Here is an 18583-nt window from a genome sequence, read left to right on the forward strand (position 1 = left end):
CTATCGGGTGACGCCGGCGGCCGCCGGGTCGGCGGTGCCGGCCGGGGTCGCGTACGCGTCGAGCGCGGCCACGGCCTGGGCGCGTACCTGCTCGGCCAGCTCGGCCGGGGCGACCACCGTCACCTCCGGGCCCAGCCCGAGCACGAACCGCCGGGCCCACCCGAGGTCGGTGACGCGCAGCGACACCAGCCACTGCTCGCCGTCGGCCTCGACGCGCTCGCACGGATAGTATTCGGTGATCCACCGCTCGCCCCGGCCGATCCGCAGCGTGATCAGCGGCAGGTCGGCCGACGGGCGGAACACGCCGTCACTGAGGTCGTGCGGGCGGGCCTGCGGCGGCACGACCGCCTGCTCCGGCAGCTCGGCCACCGCGTCGATCCGGTCGGCCCGGAACAGCCGCACCGCCTCGGCACGGCGGCACCACGCCTCCACGTACGCCCGGCCGCCGACCATCAGCATCCGCAGCGGGTCGATGGTGCGCTCGGTGGTCTCGTCCCGCGCCGCGGTGTAGTAGGTGATCCGCAGCGCCCGGCCGCGCTCGACGGCGGCGCGCAGCTCGCGTACCCGGGCGCTGTCGCCGGGCAGGCGGACCTCCACCGGCGCGCCGGCCAGGTCACCGGCGGCGTTCTCGATCTTGGCGAGCGCCCGCTCGACCGCCTCCCGGTTGGCCACCCCGGGCGTCTCGGCGATCATCCGCAACGCCACCACCAGGGCCAGCGCCTCGTCGGGGGTGAGCCGCAGCGGCCGGTCGATGCCGGCGTCGTAGGTGATGGTGACCCGGTCGCCGTCGAACGCCATGTCGATCAGGTCACCGGGGCCGTAGCCGGGCAGCCCGCACACCCAGAGCAGTTCCAGGTCCTCCCGGAGCTGCTTCTCGGTCACCCCGAGGTCGTGCGCCGCCTCGGCGATCTCGATGCCGGGGCGGGCCAGCAGGTAGGGCACCAGGTTGAGCAGCCGGGCCAGCCGGTCGGCGGAGGCACGGCCGGCGCGGGCCGCCGGGCGGGTCACCGGGCACCCCCGGCGGTCGCCAGCTCGTCGTGCCGGGCGGCGACCTCCTTCAGCCGCTGGATGACCGCCTCCCGTACCTCCGGTGGCTCCAGGACCCGCACGTCCGGGCCGTACCCGACGATCTGGCCGGCGAGGTAGTCGGCGTCGGCGTACGGCAGCACCAGCCGGTCGCCGTCCGGGCCGGCCTGGCACTCCACCGCCCAGCGGCGCAGCCCGGCGGCGCGGCCCGGAGTGGCCAGCACCGTGGCCCGGCCGGTGCGCTCCACCGGCCCGGACCAGCGGGCCACGTGGCTGATCAGGTCGACGCCGACGGGCGGCTCGTAGGCGCCCGGCTCGCCGGTCGCCCGGACCGTGCCGACCACCCGGGACAGCCGGAAGCAGCGGGTCGCCGCGCGGTCCAGGTCGTGACCGACGACGTACCACCGGCCGCGCCAGCAGACCACCCCCCACGGCTGGAGGCGGCGCCGGGTGGGCGCGTCCCGGTCCGGCACCCGGTAGTCGAAGCTGACCTCGCGGCGGTCCCGCGCAGCGGCGGTCAGCGGCGCGAACGCCGGGTCGACCGTGACCATGGGCTCCAGGCCGAGCGTGGCCTGCGGGTCCACGTCGATGCCGGCGGCGCGCAGCTTCGCCAGCCCGGACGACGCGGCAGCGGCCAGCCCGGCGTGCTGCCACAGCCGCGCGGCGATGCCCACCGCCGCGGCCTCGTCCGGTTCGAGCGGGATGTCGGGCAGCGCGTAGGCGCGCGGCGCGATCCGGTAGCCCGGCTCGGCGTCGAAGACGCTCGCCGTGCCGGTCTCCAGCGGCACGCCCAGCTCACGCAGCTCGGCCTTGTCGCGCTCGAACTTGCGCTGGAACGCCTCGTGGTCCTTGGCGTCGTCCGGGTCGTGCTCGTAGCCGGGCACGGTCGCGGCGATCTGCGCGGCGGTCAGGAAGCGTCGCGTCGACAGCAGGCAGATCACCAGGTTGACCAGGCGTTCGGTACGGGTCCGGGACACGTGCAAACGCTAGCAGCCCGCGCATGGCGCGCGGGCACCCGCGCGGCGCGGCGCGGAGGTGTTCCCGACCGGCGACGGGCATCGACCGGTCATAGGGTGAGCGCATGGTGGAAGCGGAGGTCAAGACCGAGAGCGTCGGCACGGTCGTGGTGGCCGGCGCGGCGAACCTCGCCATCGCCGTCGCCAAGCTGGTCGCGGGCCTGATCTCCGGCTCCGCGGCGATGCTCTCCGAGGCCGCCCACTCGCTCGCCGACACCACCACCGAGGTGCTGCTCTATCTGGCGCTGCGCCGGGGCGCGCGGCCCGCCGACACCCGGCACCCCTTCGGGTACGGCAAGGAGAGCTACGTCTGGGCGTTCCTCGCCGCGCTGTTCACCTTCGTCGCCGGGGCCGGCTTCGCCATCACCCACGGCGTCACCACCATCCTGGTGCACGAGCACAGCGGCGAGTACCTCGTCGCGTACGTGGTGCTGGCGGTCTCGTTCGCCATCGAGTCGGTGTCGCTGGCCCGGGCGGTGCGGCAGGTGCGCGGCGAGTCGCGCCGCTGGGGCACCACCCCTCGCCGCTACCTGCGCCTGACCGCCGACACCACGGTCAAGGCGGTCTTCCTGGAGGACAGCGCCGCGCTGGTCGGCCTGCTGATCGCCGCCGCCGGGCTCACCCTGTCCCACCTCACCGGCGACGAGCTGTACGACGGGATCGCCTCGATCCTCATCGGCGTGCTGCTGCTCGTGGTCGCCGTCGTGCTGGCCCGCAGCAACATCTCGCTGCTGGTCGGCCGTTCGGTCTCCGACCGGCTGCACCGGCGCATCGAACGGGAGCTCGCGGACGTGCCGACCGTGGACCGGATCGACACGCTGATGACCATGTTCCTCGGCCCCGACGACATCCTCGTCGCCGCCAAGGTCGACTTCCACGACGACGCCACCGGCGCCGACATCGAGGCCGCCGCCGACGAGGCCGAACGCCGGCTCACCGGGCGCTTCCCGGAGATCGCGTACGTCTTCCTCGACCCCACCCGCTCCCGCACGGCCGGGCGGCCCGCCCGCACCACCCAGGACGAGACGGGTCGCCCGCTCGACGGCGACACCTGACCCGCCCCCGGCCCGCCCGCACCCCGGCCGATACCGTGCACCGCATGGTGCGATGGCGGTCCGGCACGGTCACGGCGGTACGGCGACGGTGGTCCGGCGCCGTCGAACTCGACGTCGACCTGCCCGACGGCGTCCGGATGCGCGCCCTGGCCTACCCGGCGCTGGTCGGCGAGCCGGAGCCCGGCGACCGGGTGCTGCTCAACGCCGGGGCGCTGCTGATGGGCCTCGGCACCGGCGGCTACGCGCTGGTCGTCGCGCTGCCCGACCGGCTGCCCGCCGACCCGCCGCAGGCCGGCGACAGCCGCGACGCCGGGCACCTGGTCAAGGCCCGCTACACGCCGCTGCAGCCGATCCTGCTGGGCGTGGACGAGGAGGCGTCGCCGCACCACGAACTGCTCGCCGCCGCCGAGTCGGTCGACGGCATGCCGGTGGTCACCGCCGACCTGCACTCCGCGCTGCCGGCGATCCTGGCCGGGGTACGCGCCGACGCGCCCGACGCCCGGGTCGCGTACGTGCTCACCGACGGCGGGGCGCTGCCCGCCTGGTTCTCCCGCACCCTGGCCGGCCTGGCCGGTCACCTCGTGGGCACGGTGAGCGTGGGCCAGGCGTTCGGCGGCGACCTGGAGGCGAGCACGCTGCACAGCGGCCTGCTCGCCGCCCGGCACGTACTCGGCGCGGACCTGACGATCGTCGCCCAGGGCCCCGGCAACCTCGGCACCGGAACCCGCTGGGGCTTCTCCGGCGTCGCCGTCGGCGAAGCCGTCAACGCGGTCGCCACGCTGGGCGGGCGCCCGGTCGGCTCGCTGCGCATCTCCGACGCCGACGCCCGGCCCCGGCACCGTGGCGTCTCCCACCACAGCCTGACCGCGTACGGCCGGGTCGCGCTGGCCCCCGCGGAGCTGGTGGTGCCGGACGGCCTCGACCCCGCCCTCGCGGCGGAGGTCGCCGCGGCGCTCGCGCCGCTGGCCGACCGGCACACGATCGTCACAGTGCCCACCGACGGCCTCGACGCGGCTCTGCGGGCCGGCCCGGTCGGCCTGTCCACGATGGGCCGGGGCCTGGACGCCGACCACGCCTACTTCCTGGCCGCCGCTGCCGCCGGCCGCCACGCGGCCCGCCTGCTGGGCTGAGCCCCGCCGCCCTCAGATCGCCAGGTAGCCGTTCGCGACCAGGTGGTCTGCGGCCCGCGCGAACACCTCGGGATCCTGCGGCGTCCACGTGCCCAGCCCGTCGACGTAGCGGTTGAACATGCAGAACGCCGCCGCGATCAGCACCGTGTCGTGGATCTCCAGGTCGGTGGCGCCCTCCGCGCGTGCCGCCTCCACCAGCTCGGTGGTGACCTCCCGGCCGCTGCGCCGGACCGCGGCGGCGATGTGCAGCAGCGCCCGCAGCTTCGCGCCGACCGGCGCGGTCGCCACGTCCGCGCGCACCCGGTCGACGAACTCCATCCCCGTGGGCAGCTGCGCGGCGGCGAACGCCGCGTGTGACGAACAGCAGAAGTCGCAGTCGTTGAGGCCGGAGACGTACGCCGCGATCAGCTCCCGCTCCCCCGGCGTCAAGGTGGGATGCGGAGCGCGCAACAGCACCTCCGCCAGCTCGCCCAGCGGCTTCGCCGTCTCCGGACGGAACCGCAGCGGCCCCTGGATGCCCGGATAGGCCTTCTCGTCCAGCCCGAGATCGATGTGTGCGATGACGTCACGCTCCCCTGTCCGTGCCGGCCCGGTCACGCCGGCGGCCCGCCGTCCAGAGTGCCGCCACCCCCGCCGCCCGGGCCAGACACCGGAGACAGGTCAGCATGATCGAAGAACCAGGGCCCCACGCGGCCTCCCCATACTGTCCGGGAAATCGACTCCGGCCATCCCGTCACCGCCGTCCGCGCCAGGCAGCCGCGCGGGAAACGCGGCTGGCCGCCGTTAGGAGGCGACCCCCCATGGCACTGCGACAACTCCCGAACGCGGCCCCCGACGCCGGGATCTCCACCCACCGCCCGCCGCATCCCCTCCGACTCGCCCTGATCAGCGCGGCGGCCGGCGTGCTGCTGGCCGTCCTGTGGTCCTTCGAGCTCGTCGACAAGGTCATCGGCGACAACGTCGCCAACACCGTGCTCGGCCACGACGCCAAGGAGACCGCCATCACCGGCGCCGTCGCCGGGATGCTCTTCGCCTTCGTCTCCGGCTTCGCCGGCACCTTCACCGCCTGCAACATCGCCGTGGCGGCCTCGGTCGGGCCGATGAGCCAGGTCTCCGGCGCCGACCCCGCCGGCGGCACCCGGTCCGCGCTGCGCGCCCTGCTGCGCCCGGTCGGCTGGCTCGCGCTCGGCATGGTCGTCGTCTCGGCCGCCTACGGCATCATCGGCGTCCTGCTCGGCGACCGGCTGCCCCAGCTGTCCACCGAGACGGTCGGCACCGTCCCGGTACGCCTCATCCAGTCCTCGGTCGTCTTCGGCGTCATCGGACTCGCCCTCACCTACCTCGGGCTCGCCGCGCTCAAGCTCGTGCCGGACATCTTCGCGCACCGGCCCGTCGCCCGGGTGATCACCATCGGCGCGCTCGTCGGCGGGTTCCTCGTCGGCCGCCCCTACCCGATGTTCAACAAGCTGTTCCACTGGGCCGTCGACACCGGCAACCCGCTCTACGGGGCGCTGGCGTTCACGCTGCAGTCCCTCGGGAACATCCTGCTCGTCACGGCCGTCTTCGCCCTGGCCGTGGCGATCAGCCGCGGACGCTTCCTCGCCTGGATGGCGGACCCCCGCCGCGCCGCCGCCGTCACCGGAGCGCTGCTTGTCGCGCTCGGCGTCTTCACCGTCATCTACTGGGACATCCGGGTGCCGGCCATGTTCGGCTTCGGCTGGTTCCCCCGGATGCCGTACAACTGAGCCGAACTCAGCCGAGCAGCAGGATCAACGCCAGCCACCCGCCGACGATCAGCACCAGCGCCGCCGCCAGCACCCACGTCGGGACCGTGTAGTCACCGCGCCGGTTGCGCTCGATCTCGGCCCGGATCTTCTCCCGGCGGCGATCGATCCAGTTGAGCTTCTCGCCGCCGTCGCGGCCGGAGGACGTCTCACGGTCGGGGCGACCGGCGGATTCGGAAGTGTTCATCGCGACGACAGCCTACCCGTGCCACGGGCGGCCGGTGCCGGGCACCGGCCGCCCGTGGGCGGTCACATGCTGGCGATCAGGCGCTCCACCCGCTCGTCGTAGGCCCGGAACGGGTCCTTGCACAGCACCGTGCGCTGCGCCTGGTCGTTCAGCTTCAGGTGCACCCAGTCCACCGTGAAGTCACGCCGCTTCTCCTGGGCGTGCCGGATGAACTCGCCGCGCAGCCGCGCCCGGGTGGTCTGCGGCGGCGTCTCCTTCGCCTCGAAGATCTCCGGGTCCGTGGCCACCCGGTCCACCTCGCGGCGACGCTCCAGCAGCCCGTACAGGCCGCGCCCACGCCGCAGGTCGTGGTACGCCAGATCCATCTGCGCCACCCGCGGGTGCGACAGCGGCAGGTCGTGCTTGCGCTGGTACCGCTCGATCAGCTTCAGCTTCGTGACCCAGTCGATCTCCCGGGCCACCGGGTCCAGGTCGCCGGTCTCGACCGCGCGCAGCACCCGCCCCCACAGGTCGACCACCCGCTTCGCGGTCTGGTCACCGCCCCGGCGCTCCACGAACTCCGTCGCCTTGGCCAGGTATTCCTGCTGGATCTCCAGCGCCGAGACCTCCTTGCCGGCCGCCAGCCGCACCTTGCGCCGGCCGGTGATGTCGTGCGACACCTCGCGGATCGCCCGGATCGGGTTCTCCAGCGTGAGGTCCCGCATCACCACGCCCGCCTCGATCATCCGCAGCACGATGTCGGCGGTGCCGACCTTCAGCAGCGTGGTGACCTCGTTCATGTTCGAGTCACCGACGATCACGTGCAGCCGGCGGTACCGCTCCGCGTCCGCGTGCGGCTCGTCCCGGGTGTTGATGATCGGCCGGCTGCGGGTGGTCGCCGACGAGACGCCCTCCCAGATGTGCTCGGCCCGCTGCGACAGGCAGTAGACCGCGCCGCGCGGCGTCTGCAGCACCTTGCCCGCGCCGCAGATCAACTGCCGGGTGACCAGGAACGGGATGAGCACGTCGGCGAGCCGGCCGAACTCGCCGTGCCGGGACACCAGGTAGTTCTCGTGGCAGCCGTACGAGTTGCCGGCCGAGTCGGTGTTGTTCTTGAACAGGTAGATCTCACCCGCGATGCCCTCGTCGTGCAGCCGCTTCTCCGCGTCGACGAGCAGCCCCTCCAGGATCCGCTCACCGGCCCGGTCGTGCGCCACCAGGTCGGTCACCGAGTCGCACTCCGGAGTCGCGTACTCCGGGTGCGAGCCCACGTCCAGATAGAGACGGGCGCCGTTGCGTAGGAACACGTTGCTCGACCGGCCCCACGACACCACCCGCCGGAACAGGTACCGCGCGACCTCGTCGGGGGACAGTCGGCGTTGCCCGCGATAGGTGCAGGTGACGCCGTACTCGGTTTCGAGGCCGAAGATTCGCCGCTCCATGATGAGACATTAGCCGCCCGGAGCCTCCGATGGGCATCGCCGACGCTCACCGCTTGCGATCTTCCCCGCGCGGACCGCAAAGCCGGCGGCCTCCCGTACGCGAAAGACCCCGCCACCGCGACGCGGCGACGGGGTCTTTCGCGTAGGTGTCACTCGGCGGGCTTGTCCTCCGCGTTGCCCTCCAGATCGGCCGAGCCCGCCGACGTGGTCGGCTTCTTCGCCTCCTCCGTCGGCACCGTCGGCGTCTTCGCCCGGCCCGGCGCGGGCGCGGTGTCGGCCTCCGCGTCACCGTCCAGCAGCGCGGTCAGCGCCGCGCCGGTGACCCGCCGGAACGTACGCCCCACCCGGCGCCGGTCCAGGACCGCAACCTCCAGCTGGTTCGCGGCGATCGTGCGGGCCGCGCCGCCCTCGCCGCCGACGCTGCTCAGCGCCTTCATGGCGGCGCGGACCGCCTCCGACAGCGACATCTCCGGCCGGTGCTCGTTCTTCAGCACCCCGCTGATCGCCTCGGCCTGGCCGCCCATCGCCATCCGGCCCGGCTCGTCGTTCACCGAACCGTCGTAGGTCACCCGGTAGAGGGAGTCGTCCTCGGGCGTGGCGCCCACCTCGGCCACGCAGATCTCCACCTCGAACGGCTTCGACTGCTCGGTGAAGATCGCGCCCAGCGTCTGCGCGTACGCGTTCGCCAGGGCCAGGCCGGTCACGTCCCGCCGGTCGTAGCTCAGGCCGTTGAGGTCGGCCATCCGCACGCCCGCGCGACGCAGGTTCTCGAACTCGTTGTACCGGCCGACGGCGGCGAAGCCGATCCGGTCGTAGATCTCGCTGACCTTGTGCAGCGTGCTGGACAGGTTCTCGGCGACGAAGAGCACCCCGCCGGCGTAGCTCAGGACCACCGCGCTGCGGCCCCGGGCGATGCCCTTGCGGGCCAGCTCGGAGCGGTCGCGCATGATCTGCTCGGGCGAGGCGTAGAACTGCATGGCCACGGCGGCGGTTCTCCTTCTGCGGGACTGCTGACTCGGTGGACGGTGGGATCGGCCTCAGCCGCCGGGGTTCTCCATCCGGCCGGCCACCACGCTCTCCGCGATCGCCGCCGTCTCGGCGTCGGTGAGCCGGTGCGTGCCCTCGGCGGTAGCGGTCATCACGACCGGGTAGATCCGCCGGGTCAGGTCCGGACCGCCGGTGGCGGTGTCGTCGTCCGCCGCGTCGTAGAGCGCCTCGACCGCCAGCCGCGTCGCGTCCTCGACCGACAGGCCGGTCCGGAACCGCTTCTTCAGCGCCGACTTGGCGAACAGCGAGCCGGAGCCGATCGCGTCGTAGCCGGTCTCCTCGTACGGGCCGCCGGTCACGTCGAAGCTGAAGATCCGCCCGGCCCGCGCCGGGTCGCTCGCCGCCAGGTCGAAACCGGCGAACAGCGGGACCACGGCCAGGCCCTGCATGGCCGCGCCCAGGTTGCCGCGGATCATCGAGGCGAGCCGGTTGGCCTTGCCGTCGAGCGAGAGCATCGCGCCCTCGATCTTCTCGTAGTGCTCCAGCTCCACCTGGAACAGTCGCATCAGCTCGATGCCGATGCCCGCGGTGCCCGCGATGCCGACCAGCGAGTACGCGTCGGCCGGGTGCACCTTCTCGATGTCGCGCTGGGCGATCAGGTTGCCCATCGTGGCGCGCCGGTCGCCGGCCATGACCACGCCACCGGCGGCCGAGATGGCCACGATGGTGGTCGCGTGCGGCGCCATGTCGGCGGCCATGCCGGGCGGCAGCGGCCGACGGCCGGGCAGCATCTCGGGGGCCACCTTGCTCAGGAACGCTGTGAAGGAGGACGTCCCCGCGTTGGTGAACACATCTGGAAGACGCCCGGATGGATCAAAACCCGCTGCCACGTGGTTCCTCTCAGGTACGTGATCGCCCTGGCCAGGACTTCGGCGTTGTCCTTGAACTGGCCAAGACCACCGTTGCAGTTGAAGCAGAGTATCCCGCGCACCCATCCGGTGCGATGATCGTGGTCCAGATGTTCCGGATCGGGGCGCCGACAGATCGCGCACACGCCGCCCTGCTCGGTCAGGAGCTCCTGGAACTCCTTCTCCCCGACCCCGTAGCGGCGGCGCAGGTGGTACTCGCGATTGCCGCCGTAGAGTCGCTGCTTGGTCTCACGAGTCCGGAGGTTGTGGCACGGCTTGCAGTAGGTCGCATAGCCCGTGCTGTCAGAGCGGTTACGAGGGAAGTCGGCTAGGGGCTTGACGGTTCCGCAGTCGGCGCAGAAGCGATGGCCGTCCGGGACTTCCCTCGGCGTTTTCACCTCACGGTCGTACCGCTGCTTCACCCGCTTCGCATAGCTCGCCTTCGAGCGAGCGTTGAAGCAGGGCTTGCAGTAGCTGCCGCGGCCGCTGGGACGTTTGCTGCTCGCACAGAACTCATCGAGCGGCTTCCAGTCACCGCAGTCGCGGCAACGACGTCGGCCATCCTGATCGTCAAGGGGAACCGGCATGTCCGTTTCAGCCCTATTTGATCACTGACCTCCCTTTTGTACGTATCCCCTCACGAACTCCTCTGCGTTCTCCTCCAGGACGGAGTCGATCTCGTCGAGCAGGTCGTCGACGTCCTCGGTGATCTCGGCGTGCCGCTCGGCCACCTCGGGGTTCGCCTCCGCGGTGACCTCGTCGACCTCCTCGCGGGACTTGCCGGACTGGGTCTGCCCACCCTCTTGGGTCGCCATGGTGGTGCCTCCTCCACGATCGCCTGCGATCAACTTACCTCGCGGGAGCGACGAAAGGCCCGCCGCGCGCCCGGTTCCGGCACCCGACGGGCCTTCCGGCATCCGGGTCACCCGCCGGTGAGCGTCTCCAGCAGATCCTTGGCGCTCTCGCAGCGGTCGAACAGCTCACCGACGTGCGCCCGGGTGCCCCGCTCGGGTTCCATCATCGGCACCCGCACCAGCGACTCCCGGCCCACGTCAAAGATGACCGAGTCCCAGCTCGCGGCGACCACCTCGGAGGCGTACTGCGCCAGGCAGCGGCCCCGGAAGTAGGCCCGGGTGTCCTCCGGCGGCTCGGTCATCGCGGTGCGGGTCTGCTCGTCGCTGAGCATCGTCTTCATCGAGCCACGCTGCACCAGGCGGTGGTAGAGGCCCTTCTCCGGCCGCACGTCGGAGTACTGCAGGTCGACCAGCTGCAGCTTGTGCGAGCCCCAGCCGAGCTTCTCCCGCTCCCGGTAGCCCTCCAGCAGCCGCAGCTTCGCCACCCAGTCCAGCTCGTCTGCGCACTCGAACGCGTCGCGGCCGAGCCGGTCCAGCACGCTCTCCCAGCGGCGCAGCACGTCGGCGGTCTGCGCGTCCACGTCCTTGCCGTAGCGGTCGTCCACGAAGGAGCTGACCCGTTCCAGGTACGCCCACTGCACGTCCAGCGCGGTGAGCTTGCGGCCGTCGCGCATCCGCATCAGGTGCTTCAGCGACGGGTCGTGGCTGACCGCGCGCAGCTCCCCCACCGGGTCGGCGATGCCCAGGTCCGCGCCGAGCGCCTTCTCCTCGATCATGGTGAGGATCAGCGCGGTGGTGCCGACCTTGAGGAACGTGGAGATCTCGGAGAGGTTGGCGTCGCCGATGATGACGTGCAGCCGGCGGTACTTGTCGGCGTCGGCGTGCGGCTCGTCGCGGGTGTTGATGATGGGCCGCTTGAGCGTCGTCTCCAGCCCCACCTCGACCTCGAAGAAGTCGGCCCGCTGGGAGATCTGGAAACCGGTCTGGCCGCCGTCCTGGCCGATGCCGACCCGCCCGGCGCCGCAGACGATCTGCCGGGTGACGAAGAACGGCGTCAGGTACGCCACGATGTCGGCGAACGGCGTCTGCCGGCGCATCAGGTAGTTCTCGTGCGCGCCGTAGCTGGCGCCCTTGTTGTCGGTGTTGTTCTTGTACAGGTGGATCGGCTGGGTGCCCGGGATGGTCGCGGCCCGCCGGGCCGCCTCGGCCATCACCCGCTCCCCCGCCTTGTCCCACCGGACCACGTCGAGGGGGTTGGTCACCTCGGGCGTGGAGTATTCCGGGTGGGCGTGGTCGACGTAGAGCCGCGCGCCGTTGGTGAGTATGACGTTGGCGAGGCCGAGGTCCTCGTCGGCGAGCGCCTCGGCCGGGTCGTACGCGGCGCCGGAGTAGGTGAACCCGCGCGCGTCGCGCAGTGGCGACTCCTCCTCGTAGTCCCAGCGGGCCCGGCCGCCCCGGTTGAGTTCCGGCCGCGCCCCGTAGGCGTTTACCACCTGGGAGGAGGTGACCATCGGGTTGGCTCCGGCCTGACCGGGCACGGAGATGCCGTACTCGACCTCGGTGCCCATGATCCTTCTGACGCTCATCGACCTGCCCGCTCCCGCTCGCCGTCCCGGTCCCCGTCATGTCGAGCGTAGTCGGCGTGACGCGCCGAGGGGGCGTGGCGGCAGCGCCGGGTCCGGTGTGGCGGCTTCCCTGCGTACGCGCGAAGGCCCGTGGCGGGTGCGCCACGGGCCTTCGTCGCAGGGTCGGACTACAGGTACTGGCCGGTGTTGCTGGCGGTCTCGATGGACCGTCCGGCCTCGGCGCCCTTGCCGCCGGAGACGAGCGTGCGGATGTAGACGATCCGCTCGCCCTTCTTGCCGGAGATGCGGGCCCAGTCGTCGGGGTTGGTGGTGTTGGGCAGGTCCTCGTTCTCCCGGAACTCGTCGACGCAGGCGTCGAGCAGGTGCTGCAGGCGCAGCCCCTTGCGGCCGGAGGTGAGGAACTCCTTGATGGCCATCTTCTTGCCCCGGTCGACGATGTTCTGGATCATCGCGCCGGAGTTGAAGTCCTTGAAGTAGAGGACTTCCTTGTCGCCGTTGGCGTAGGTGACCTCGAGGAAGCGGTTCTCCTCGGTCTCGGAGTACATCCGCAGGACCACCGCGTCGATCATCGCCGCGACGGTGGCCTGGGCGTCGCCGCCGTGTTCGGCCAGGTCGTCGGCGTGCAGCGGCAGGCCGGCGAGGATGTACTTGGAGAAGATGTCCTTCGCCGCCTCGGCGTCCGGCCGCTCGATCTTGATCTTCACGTCGAGCCGGCCGGGACGCAGGATCGCCGGGTCGATCATGTCTTCCCGGTTGGAGGCGCCGATGACGATGACGTTCTCCAGGCCCTCCACGCCGTCGATCTCGCTGAGCAGCTGCGGGACGATGGTGTTCTCCACGTCCGAGGAGACGCCGGAGCCGCGGGTGCGGAACACGGAGTCCATCTCGTCGAAGAACACGATCACCGGAGTGCCCTCACCGGCCTTCTCCCGTGCCCGCTGGAAGATCAGCCGGATGTGCCGCTCGGTCTCGCCGACGTACTTGTTGAGCAGCTCCGGGCCCTTGATGTTGAGGAAGAAGCTGGTGTGCCGCTCCTTGCCCTCCCGCTCGGCGATCTTCTTGGCCAGCGAGTTGGCCACCGCCTTGGCGATCAGCGTCTTACCGCAGCCGGGCGGACCGTAGAGCAGGATGCCCTTCGGCGGCCGGAGCTGGTGCTCACGGAACAGGTCGGAGTGCAGGAAGGGCAGCTCCACCGCGTCGCGGATCTGCTCGATCTGCGCCTGGAGGCCACCGATGTCCTCGTAGTTGACGTCGGGCACCTCCTCCAGGACCAGTTCCTCGACCTCGCTCTTCGGGATCCGCTCGTAGGCGTACGCCGAGCGGGGCTCGATCATGAGCGAGTCGCCGGCCCGGATCGCGCTGCCGATCAGGGTCTCGGCGAGGTGCACGATCCGCTCCTCGTCGGAGTGCGACACCACGAGCGCCCGGTCACCCGGCGCGCCGTCCGGGCCCGCCAGGATCTCCTTGAGCATCACGACCTCGCCGACCCGCTCGAAACCGAACGCGTCGACGATGTTGAGCGCGTCGTTGAGCAGGACCTCCTGGCCACGGCGCAGCTCGTCGGCCTCCAGCGACGGCGAGACCGCCACCCGGAGCTTGCGCCCGCCGGTGAACACGTCCACCGTGCCGTCGTCGTGCTTGGCCAGGAAGACGCCGTAGCCACTCGGTGGCTGGGCGAGCCGGTCGATCTCCTCCTTGAGCGTCACGATCTGCGCGCGAGCCTCCTTGAGGGTGCTCACGAGCCGTTCGTTGTTCTCGGTCAGCCGCGCCAACTGGGCCTGGGTGGCCGCCAGCCGCTCTTCGAGCTGCCGGACGTGTCGAGGGCTTTCGGTCAACTTGCGCCGCACCAGAGCGAGTTCCTCTTGCAGGAACGCGACCTGCGTGGAGAGATCGTGGGCTTCCTTTTCCCACCGTGCGGCGCGCGAGTCCGCGTCGTCGCTGCGTGCCACGTCCCACCTCCCCGGGGGGCTTGAACGTTCTGACCTAACACTAGCCGCTATGAGCCCGATTCGGTCCACAGCAACGCGCTCGTCACCGAAGCTTGATCGCGAAGGGCTGGTCGCGGGGTGGGTACGGGCGTTCGGGTACCGTCGGAGCGTGGGACGGGAGAACATGGGGGGTGCTTCGTGACCGACGTCGCGACCGACCAGTTGCAGGTCTGGGTCGACCAGGACCTCTGCACCGGTGACGGGCTCTGCGTGCAGTACGCGCCGGAGGTCTTCGRGTTCGACGTCGACGGCCTGGCGTACGTCAAGGGCCCCGACGGCGAGCTGCGGCAGGCCCCCGGCGCCCGGGTGGACGTGCCGGAGCACCTGCGCCTCGAGGTGATCGACTCGGCGAAGGAGTGCCCGGGCGAGTGCATCCACGTGGTGCGCGGCAGCGACGGCGTGGAGGTGGCCGGCCCGGAGGCCGACGACTGAGGCCCGGACAGCTGCACGGCGGGCCGGGGACCACACGTCCCCGGCCCGCCGTTCGTCCGCCTCAGAGCAGGGGCCGGCCGACCACCGAGGCGACCAGCCGGGCGAACTCCTCCAGCCGGGCGATCTGCCCCGCCCCGCCGTCGTCGAGGGTCTTGCCGAAACGCAGCGCGTCGTGCCGGGGCGCGCCCGCCACCTCGTCGCTGGGCGGCGCCTCGTCCAGGGAGCTGAGCAGCAGGTACACGTCGATGCTGTCGACCCGTACGGTGCCGTTCTCGGCCCGCATGAGCCGCCGCCGGCAGCCGACCTCGGTGACTGTCGACAGCGGCACCACCCGCAGCGACGAGGTCATCGCGCCGGGCGGCCCCTCCCCCGGCGGCACGTCCTCGCCGTGCCAGAGCACCAGCCGGCTGCCGTCGCAGACGACGACCTCCTGCCACACGCCGTTCACCTCGTTGACGAACCGCTCCAGCGTGAAGCCGAGCACGGAGGCGCCGCGCAGCACACCGTCGAGCGCCTCCAGCGCGATGTCCGGGTCGCGCAGGTACGCGCGGGCGGCCGACTCCAGGTCGGTGTAGGGCGACCAGTCCGGGAAGACGGCGGGCAGGTCACCGTTGCCGTAACCGGGGTTGCTCACGCCGCCTCCCACCGGGCCGCGCCGCCGTGCTGCCACCGGTCCAGGTCACCGGCACGGGCGCGCCGCCCGACGCGCGCCCCGATCCGCTCGCTCATGCCACCGTCTCCACCCGCTCAGGTGTCGTGCCCACCGGCACACATGATCCGCCCGTACGCGCGCGCCCGCGCGTCGGGGGTCAGGACTCCTGCGGCTCCTGCTCCGCGCGGGCCGCGGCGGCGGCGCGCAGGGCGTCGCGGCGCTGCGCGTACGCCTCGGCGCCCTTGCTGGGCTTGCGGCGGCGCGGCGGCGCGGTGACCCCGGGGGCGAGTTTGCGGGCGGAGACCAGGAACGCGGTGTGGGCGATCATCCGGTGGTCCGGGCGGACCGCCAGCCCTTCGGCGTGCCAGTCGCGCACCAGCGACTCCCAGGCGCGCGGCTCGGTCCAGCCGCCACGCTCGCGCAGCGCCTCGACCAGCTCGGACAGCTGCGGCGTGGTGGCCACGTAGCCGATCAGCACGCCGCCGGGCACCAGCGCCCGCTCGACCATGTCGAGCATCTCCCACGGGGTCAGCATGTCCAGGATGATCCGGTCGAAACCGGTCTCGGCGCAGTCGGCGACGTCGCCGACGTGCAGGTTCCAGGCCGGGTGCGGGCCGTTGAAGAACGCCTCCACGTTGCGGCGGGCGATCTGGGCGAAGTCGTCGCGCAGCTCGAACGAGTGCAGCTCGCCCTCGGTGCCGACGGCCCGCAGCAGCGAGCAGGACAGCGCGCCGGACCCGGCGCCGGCCTCCAGCACCTTGGCGCCGGGGAAGATGTCGCCCATGGCGACGATCTGCGCCGAGTCCTTCGGGTAGATCACCTGGGCGCCCCGCGGCATGGAGAGCACGTAGTCCGACAGCAGCGGCCGCAGCGCCAGGAACGCGGTGCCGCCGCCGGCGGTGGTGACCACGCTGCCGTCGGGCAGGCCGATCAGGGTGTCGTGCTTGAGGATCCCCCGGTGGGTGTGGAACTCCTTGCCGGGCTCCAGCGTCACGGTGTGCATCCGGCCCTTGGGGTCGGTCAGCTGGACCCGGTCGCCCGGCCGGAACGGCCCGCGGTGGACCGGGGGCAACGCCGGGACGGTGGAGATCTCTACGGTCACGTGTTCGTCTTCCGTTTGGGTTCCAGGAGCTGGGCGAGATCCGCGATGTGCAGCACGCCGACCACATCTTCGCCTGCCGTCACGACGTACTGCGCGCCCGGGTGGGTGCGTACGGTCTCCAGGACCCGCTCGCCGTCCGCGCCGACCGGCAGGGCCGGCACCGCGGACAGGTCGCGGGCCACCTCGTCCACCGCGACCCACGGCCTCCGTTCCGGGGGTACGGCGGCGGCGCGCGCCGGGTCGACCACAGCGACGGTACGGCCGGCGGAGTCGATGACGCCCAGCGCCGCGTGCGGGGTGGCCGCCTCGTCGCGGCGGCGCTGGGCCTCGGCCAGCGGCGTGCCGGTGGGCACCGGCAGCAGCGGGCGGGCCAGCCGGGCCAGGTCGACCAGGTGCAGGCGCCGGCCGATACGGGCCAGCCGGATGGACTGGCCGGCGCCGCGCCACAGCGTCAGTGCGACGAGCAGCAGCAGCGGCAGGGCCAGCGGGGCCAGCGCCCGGCGCATGGTGAGCACCACGACCAGCGCCAGCGTGCCCAGCGCGACGGCCCGGCCGACCCAGCCGGCCACCTCGGTGCCGCGGTGCCGGTCGCGGGTGAGCGCCCACACCGCGGCGCGCAGCGCCCGCCCGCCGTCCAGCGGCAGACCGGGCAGGCTGTTGAAGATCGCCACCACGACGTTGCTGACCGCGAGCTGGAAGGCGAGCTGGTGGCCGAGCGTGCCGGCGGGCAACGCGAGGGTGGCGGCGACCGCGCCGGCGCCGAGTACGGCGGACACGGCCGGCCCGGCCAGCGAGATCAGCAGCTCGATCCGCGGCGTGGGTGCGTCGCGGTCCATCTCGGTGTACCCGCCGAGCAGTTCCAGCGTGATCCCGCGCACACCGATGCCGTAGCGGCGGGCGGTCAGCGCGTGGCCCAGCTCGTGCAGCAGCACCGAGCCGAGCAGCGAGACCACGAAGCCGAACCCGACCAGGTAGCCGCCGAGCGGGCCGAGGTCGAGCTGGCGGCGGGCCAGCGCCGCGTACAGCACCGTGACGACGACGGTGAGCAGCAGCATCGAGGCGTCGACGCGCAGCGGCACCCCGAGCACCCGGCCGAGGCTGAGCCCCGGCCGGCGGGGTCCTCGGCTCCGCTGCTGCACCGGCCCGATGCTACGTGAGCGTGCGCGGCGGGCCGCCGCGGTCACTGAGAGGGAGATCCGATCATGCTCCGGTGCGGCGACGGTGGCGGTGTCACAGGCGTGGCCTAACCTTCCGGGCATGACGGCGGAACCGATGATCGACAGCCACGGCGACCAGACGGCACCGGCGCCGGTCACGGTGCGGGCGTCGCTGTCGCCGTCCCGGGCGGCCGACTTCAAGACCTGCCCGCTGCTCTACCGGTTCCGCAGCATCGACCGGCTGCCCGAGCGGCCGACTGTCGAGCAGGCCCGGGGCACGCTCGTGCACGCCGTGCTGGAGCGGCTGTTCGACCTTCCGGCCGCCGCCCGCACCCCGGAGTCGGCCGGTGATCTGGTCGCGCCGCAGTGGGACCGGCTGGTCACCGAGGAGCCGGAGCTGGCCTCGCTGTTCGCCGACGGCGACACCACCGGTCCGCAGGAGTTCCTCCGGTCGGCGACGGCGCTGCTGGACGGCTACTTCGCGGTGGAGGACCCACGCCGGCTGGAGCCGGCCGAGCGGGAGGCGCTGATCTCCGCGGTGGTGGACGACGAACTGCTCATCCGGGGCTACCTCGACCGCCTCGACGTGGCGCCCGACGGCGCGCTGCGAGTGGTCGACTACAAGACCGGCGGCGCGCCGCGCGAGGCGTTCGAGGCGCGGGCGCTGTTCCAGCTCAAGTTCTACGCCCTGGTGCTGTGGCGCACCCGGGGCGTGGTGCCGCGGGTGCTGCGCCTGCTCTACCTCAAGGACGCCGAGGTCTGCGACTACGCCCCCGACGCCGACGAGCTGGTGCGCTTCGAGCGCACAGTGGTGGCGCTGTGGCGGGCGATCGAGCAGGCCACCGCCCGGCAGGACTTCCGGCCCCGCCCGAGCCGCCTGTGCGACTGGTGCAGCCACCAGGCGCTGTGCCCGAGCTACGGCGGCACGCCGCCGCCGTTCCCGGTGGCCGCCGCCGCGCCCGACCCGCTGGTGGACGCCCGCTCCCGCCCGGTGGCGCCCGGCGCCGACGAGTAACCTCCGGCCCCAGCCGTCGAGTATTCGGCGCTGGCCGGAGGGCGCCCGGGCTGACGCCTGGCCGGACCGCCCCGGACCGGCGGGCCATTCCGCGCATGACCGGCGCGCAGACCGCCCGCTATCCCGCGCGGACCCAGGACGCAGAGCGCCTGCGATCCCGCGCGGGCCTGAGCGCGCGGAGCCCGGCCAACCTGCGGGATCGGGGCGGCCTGATCGGCGACCGCGCGACCGGTGACCTCTACGGTGGTTACCGCGGCCCGGCTCACGCCGGGCGTATCGCGCG

Annotated in this window: 19 protein-coding genes; 5 read left to right on the top strand and 14 right to left on the bottom strand. The window is 72.5% G+C overall.

What is annotated here, in order from left to right; translation table 11 throughout:
* Window positions 1-1008 carry a YafY family protein gene (locus A8711_RS27410; RefSeq protein ID WP_043324373.1) on the bottom strand — a complete coding sequence of 336 codons (1008 nt, stop codon included), beginning with the start codon at window positions 1006-1008 and terminating at the stop codon, window positions 1-3.
* Window positions 1005-2003 (bottom strand): YafY family protein, encoded by a 999-nt coding sequence (locus A8711_RS27415; RefSeq protein ID WP_069089790.1) that lies wholly within the window; start codon window positions 2001-2003, stop codon window positions 1005-1007. Before A8711_RS27415 ends, A8711_RS27410 begins: the two co-directional genes overlap by 4 nt.
* A gap of 104 nt (window positions 2004-2107) precedes the next feature.
* On the opposite strand from A8711_RS27415, the gene A8711_RS27420 reads away from it, so the two are divergent.
* Both A8711_RS27420 and A8711_RS27425 read left to right on the top strand, forming a co-directional pair.
* Window positions 2108-3097 (top strand): cation diffusion facilitator family transporter, encoded by a 990-nt coding sequence (locus A8711_RS27420; protein WP_043324375.1) that lies wholly within the window; start codon window positions 2108-2110, stop codon window positions 3095-3097.
* 44 nt (window positions 3098-3141) lie between these two features.
* A complete protein-coding gene (locus A8711_RS27425) occupies window positions 3142-4227 on the top strand; it encodes a DUF3866 family protein (protein ID WP_043324377.1) in 1086 nt (361 codons plus the stop codon).
* 12 nt (window positions 4228-4239) lie between these two features.
* On the opposite strand, the gene A8711_RS27430 is transcribed toward A8711_RS27425, so the two are convergent.
* Window positions 4240-4788: a carboxymuconolactone decarboxylase family protein gene (locus A8711_RS27430; RefSeq protein WP_043330172.1), complete on the bottom strand. Its 549-nt coding sequence runs from the start codon at window positions 4786-4788 to the stop codon at window positions 4240-4242.
* Between the two features lie 239 nt (window positions 4789-5027).
* Between A8711_RS27430 and A8711_RS27435 the strand changes: the two genes are divergently transcribed.
* Window positions 5028-5972 carry a hypothetical protein gene (locus A8711_RS27435; RefSeq protein ID WP_043324379.1) on the top strand — a complete coding sequence of 315 codons (945 nt, stop codon included), beginning with the start codon at window positions 5028-5030 and terminating at the stop codon, window positions 5970-5972.
* 7 nt (window positions 5973-5979) lie between these two features.
* On the opposite strand, the gene A8711_RS27440 is transcribed toward A8711_RS27435, so the two are convergent.
* The 8 genes from A8711_RS27440 to arc form a co-directional block, all read right to left on the bottom strand.
* Window positions 5980-6198, bottom strand: a complete 219-nt coding sequence (locus A8711_RS27440; protein ID WP_030504132.1) for a hypothetical protein — start codon at window positions 6196-6198, stop codon at window positions 5980-5982.
* 62 nt (window positions 6199-6260) lie between these two features.
* Window positions 6261-7619, bottom strand: a complete 1359-nt coding sequence (pafA, locus tag A8711_RS27445) for a Pup--protein ligase (protein WP_030504131.1) — start codon at window positions 7617-7619, stop codon at window positions 6261-6263.
* 149 nt (window positions 7620-7768) lie between these two features.
* Entirely contained in the window at window positions 7769-8602 is an 834-nt protein-coding gene (gene prcA, locus A8711_RS27450) for a proteasome subunit alpha (protein ID WP_043324381.1), read from the bottom strand.
* A gap of 54 nt (window positions 8603-8656) precedes the next feature.
* Complete coding sequence (gene prcB, locus A8711_RS27455) at window positions 8657-9496, bottom strand: proteasome subunit beta (RefSeq protein ID WP_030504129.1); 840 nt, start codon at window positions 9494-9496, stop codon at window positions 8657-8659.
* Window positions 9415-10101 (bottom strand): endonuclease VII domain-containing protein, encoded by a 687-nt coding sequence (locus A8711_RS31805; RefSeq protein WP_176722894.1) that lies wholly within the window; start codon window positions 10099-10101, stop codon window positions 9415-9417. Before A8711_RS31805 ends, prcB begins: the two co-directional genes overlap by 82 nt.
* Window positions 10102-10122: 21 nt before the next feature.
* Window positions 10123-10329: a ubiquitin-like protein Pup gene (locus A8711_RS27465; RefSeq protein ID WP_030504127.1), complete on the bottom strand. Its 207-nt coding sequence runs from the start codon at window positions 10327-10329 to the stop codon at window positions 10123-10125.
* A 107-nt stretch (window positions 10330-10436) separates the two neighbouring features.
* Window positions 10437-11954 (bottom strand): depupylase/deamidase Dop, encoded by a 1518-nt coding sequence (dop, locus tag A8711_RS27470; protein WP_036344014.1) that lies wholly within the window; start codon window positions 11952-11954, stop codon window positions 10437-10439.
* A gap of 167 nt (window positions 11955-12121) precedes the next feature.
* Window positions 12122-13903 (bottom strand): proteasome ATPase, encoded by a 1782-nt coding sequence (arc, locus tag A8711_RS27475; RefSeq protein WP_043324384.1) that lies wholly within the window; start codon window positions 13901-13903, stop codon window positions 12122-12124.
* A gap of 177 nt (window positions 13904-14080) precedes the next feature.
* On the opposite strand from arc, the gene A8711_RS27480 reads away from it, so the two are divergent.
* Window positions 14081-14374, top strand: coding sequence for a ferredoxin (locus tag A8711_RS27480; protein ID WP_069089791.1), 294 nt, complete (start codon window positions 14081-14083; stop codon window positions 14372-14374).
* 61 nt (window positions 14375-14435) lie between these two features.
* Here A8711_RS27480 and A8711_RS27485 read toward each other — a convergent pair whose 3' ends face one another.
* The 3 genes from A8711_RS27485 to A8711_RS27495 form a co-directional block, all read right to left on the bottom strand.
* The gene (locus A8711_RS27485) at window positions 14436-15008 is read right to left on the bottom strand and encodes a hypothetical protein (protein ID WP_043330176.1); all 573 of its coding nucleotides are present in this window, start codon (window positions 15006-15008) and stop codon (window positions 14436-14438) included.
* A gap of 175 nt (window positions 15009-15183) precedes the next feature.
* Entirely contained in the window at window positions 15184-16128 is a 945-nt protein-coding gene (locus A8711_RS27490; RefSeq protein ID WP_043324388.1) for a tRNA (adenine-N1)-methyltransferase, read from the bottom strand.
* Complete coding sequence (locus tag A8711_RS27495) at window positions 16125-17267, bottom strand: M50 family metallopeptidase (protein WP_369830130.1); 1143 nt, start codon at window positions 17265-17267, stop codon at window positions 16125-16127. The genes A8711_RS27490 and A8711_RS27495 overlap by 4 nt, the downstream gene beginning before the upstream one ends.
* A gap of 118 nt (window positions 17268-17385) precedes the next feature.
* On the opposite strand from A8711_RS27495, the gene A8711_RS27500 reads away from it, so the two are divergent.
* Window positions 17386-18300: a PD-(D/E)XK nuclease family protein gene (locus A8711_RS27500; RefSeq protein ID WP_069089793.1), complete on the top strand. Its 915-nt coding sequence runs from the start codon at window positions 17386-17388 to the stop codon at window positions 18298-18300.
* Window positions 18301-18583 lie beyond the last annotated feature (283 nt).

This window comes from Micromonospora sp. II, from assembly GCF_001709195.1.
Classification (GTDB): domain Bacteria; phylum Actinomycetota; class Actinomycetes; order Mycobacteriales; family Micromonosporaceae; genus Micromonospora; species Micromonospora chalcea.

Coding starts and splice junctions, on each gene's coding strand:
- A8711_RS31805 (WP_176722894.1), bottom strand. CDS start 10,101: ATGCCGGTTCCCCTTGACGATCAGGATGGCCGACGTCGTTGCCGCGAC.
- A8711_RS27435 (WP_043324379.1), top strand. CDS start 5,028: ATGGCACTGCGACAACTCCCGAACGCGGCCCCCGACGCCGGGATCTCC.
- dop (WP_036344014.1), bottom strand. CDS start 11,954: ATGAGCGTCAGAAGGATCATGGGCACCGAGGTCGAGTACGGCATCTCC.
- A8711_RS27420 (WP_043324375.1), top strand. CDS start 2,108: ATGGTGGAAGCGGAGGTCAAGACCGAGAGCGTCGGCACGGTCGTGGTG.
- A8711_RS27425 (WP_043324377.1), top strand. CDS start 3,142: ATGGTGCGATGGCGGTCCGGCACGGTCACGGCGGTACGGCGACGGTGG.
- pafA (WP_030504131.1), bottom strand. CDS start 7,619: ATGGAGCGGCGAATCTTCGGCCTCGAAACCGAGTACGGCGTCACCTGC.
- A8711_RS27500 (WP_069089793.1), top strand. CDS start 17,386: ATGACGGCGGAACCGATGATCGACAGCCACGGCGACCAGACGGCACCG.
- A8711_RS27440 (WP_030504132.1), bottom strand. CDS start 6,198: ATGAACACTTCCGAATCCGCCGGTCGCCCCGACCGTGAGACGTCCTCC.
- A8711_RS27465 (WP_030504127.1), bottom strand. CDS start 10,329: ATGGCGACCCAAGAGGGTGGGCAGACCCAGTCCGGCAAGTCCCGCGAG.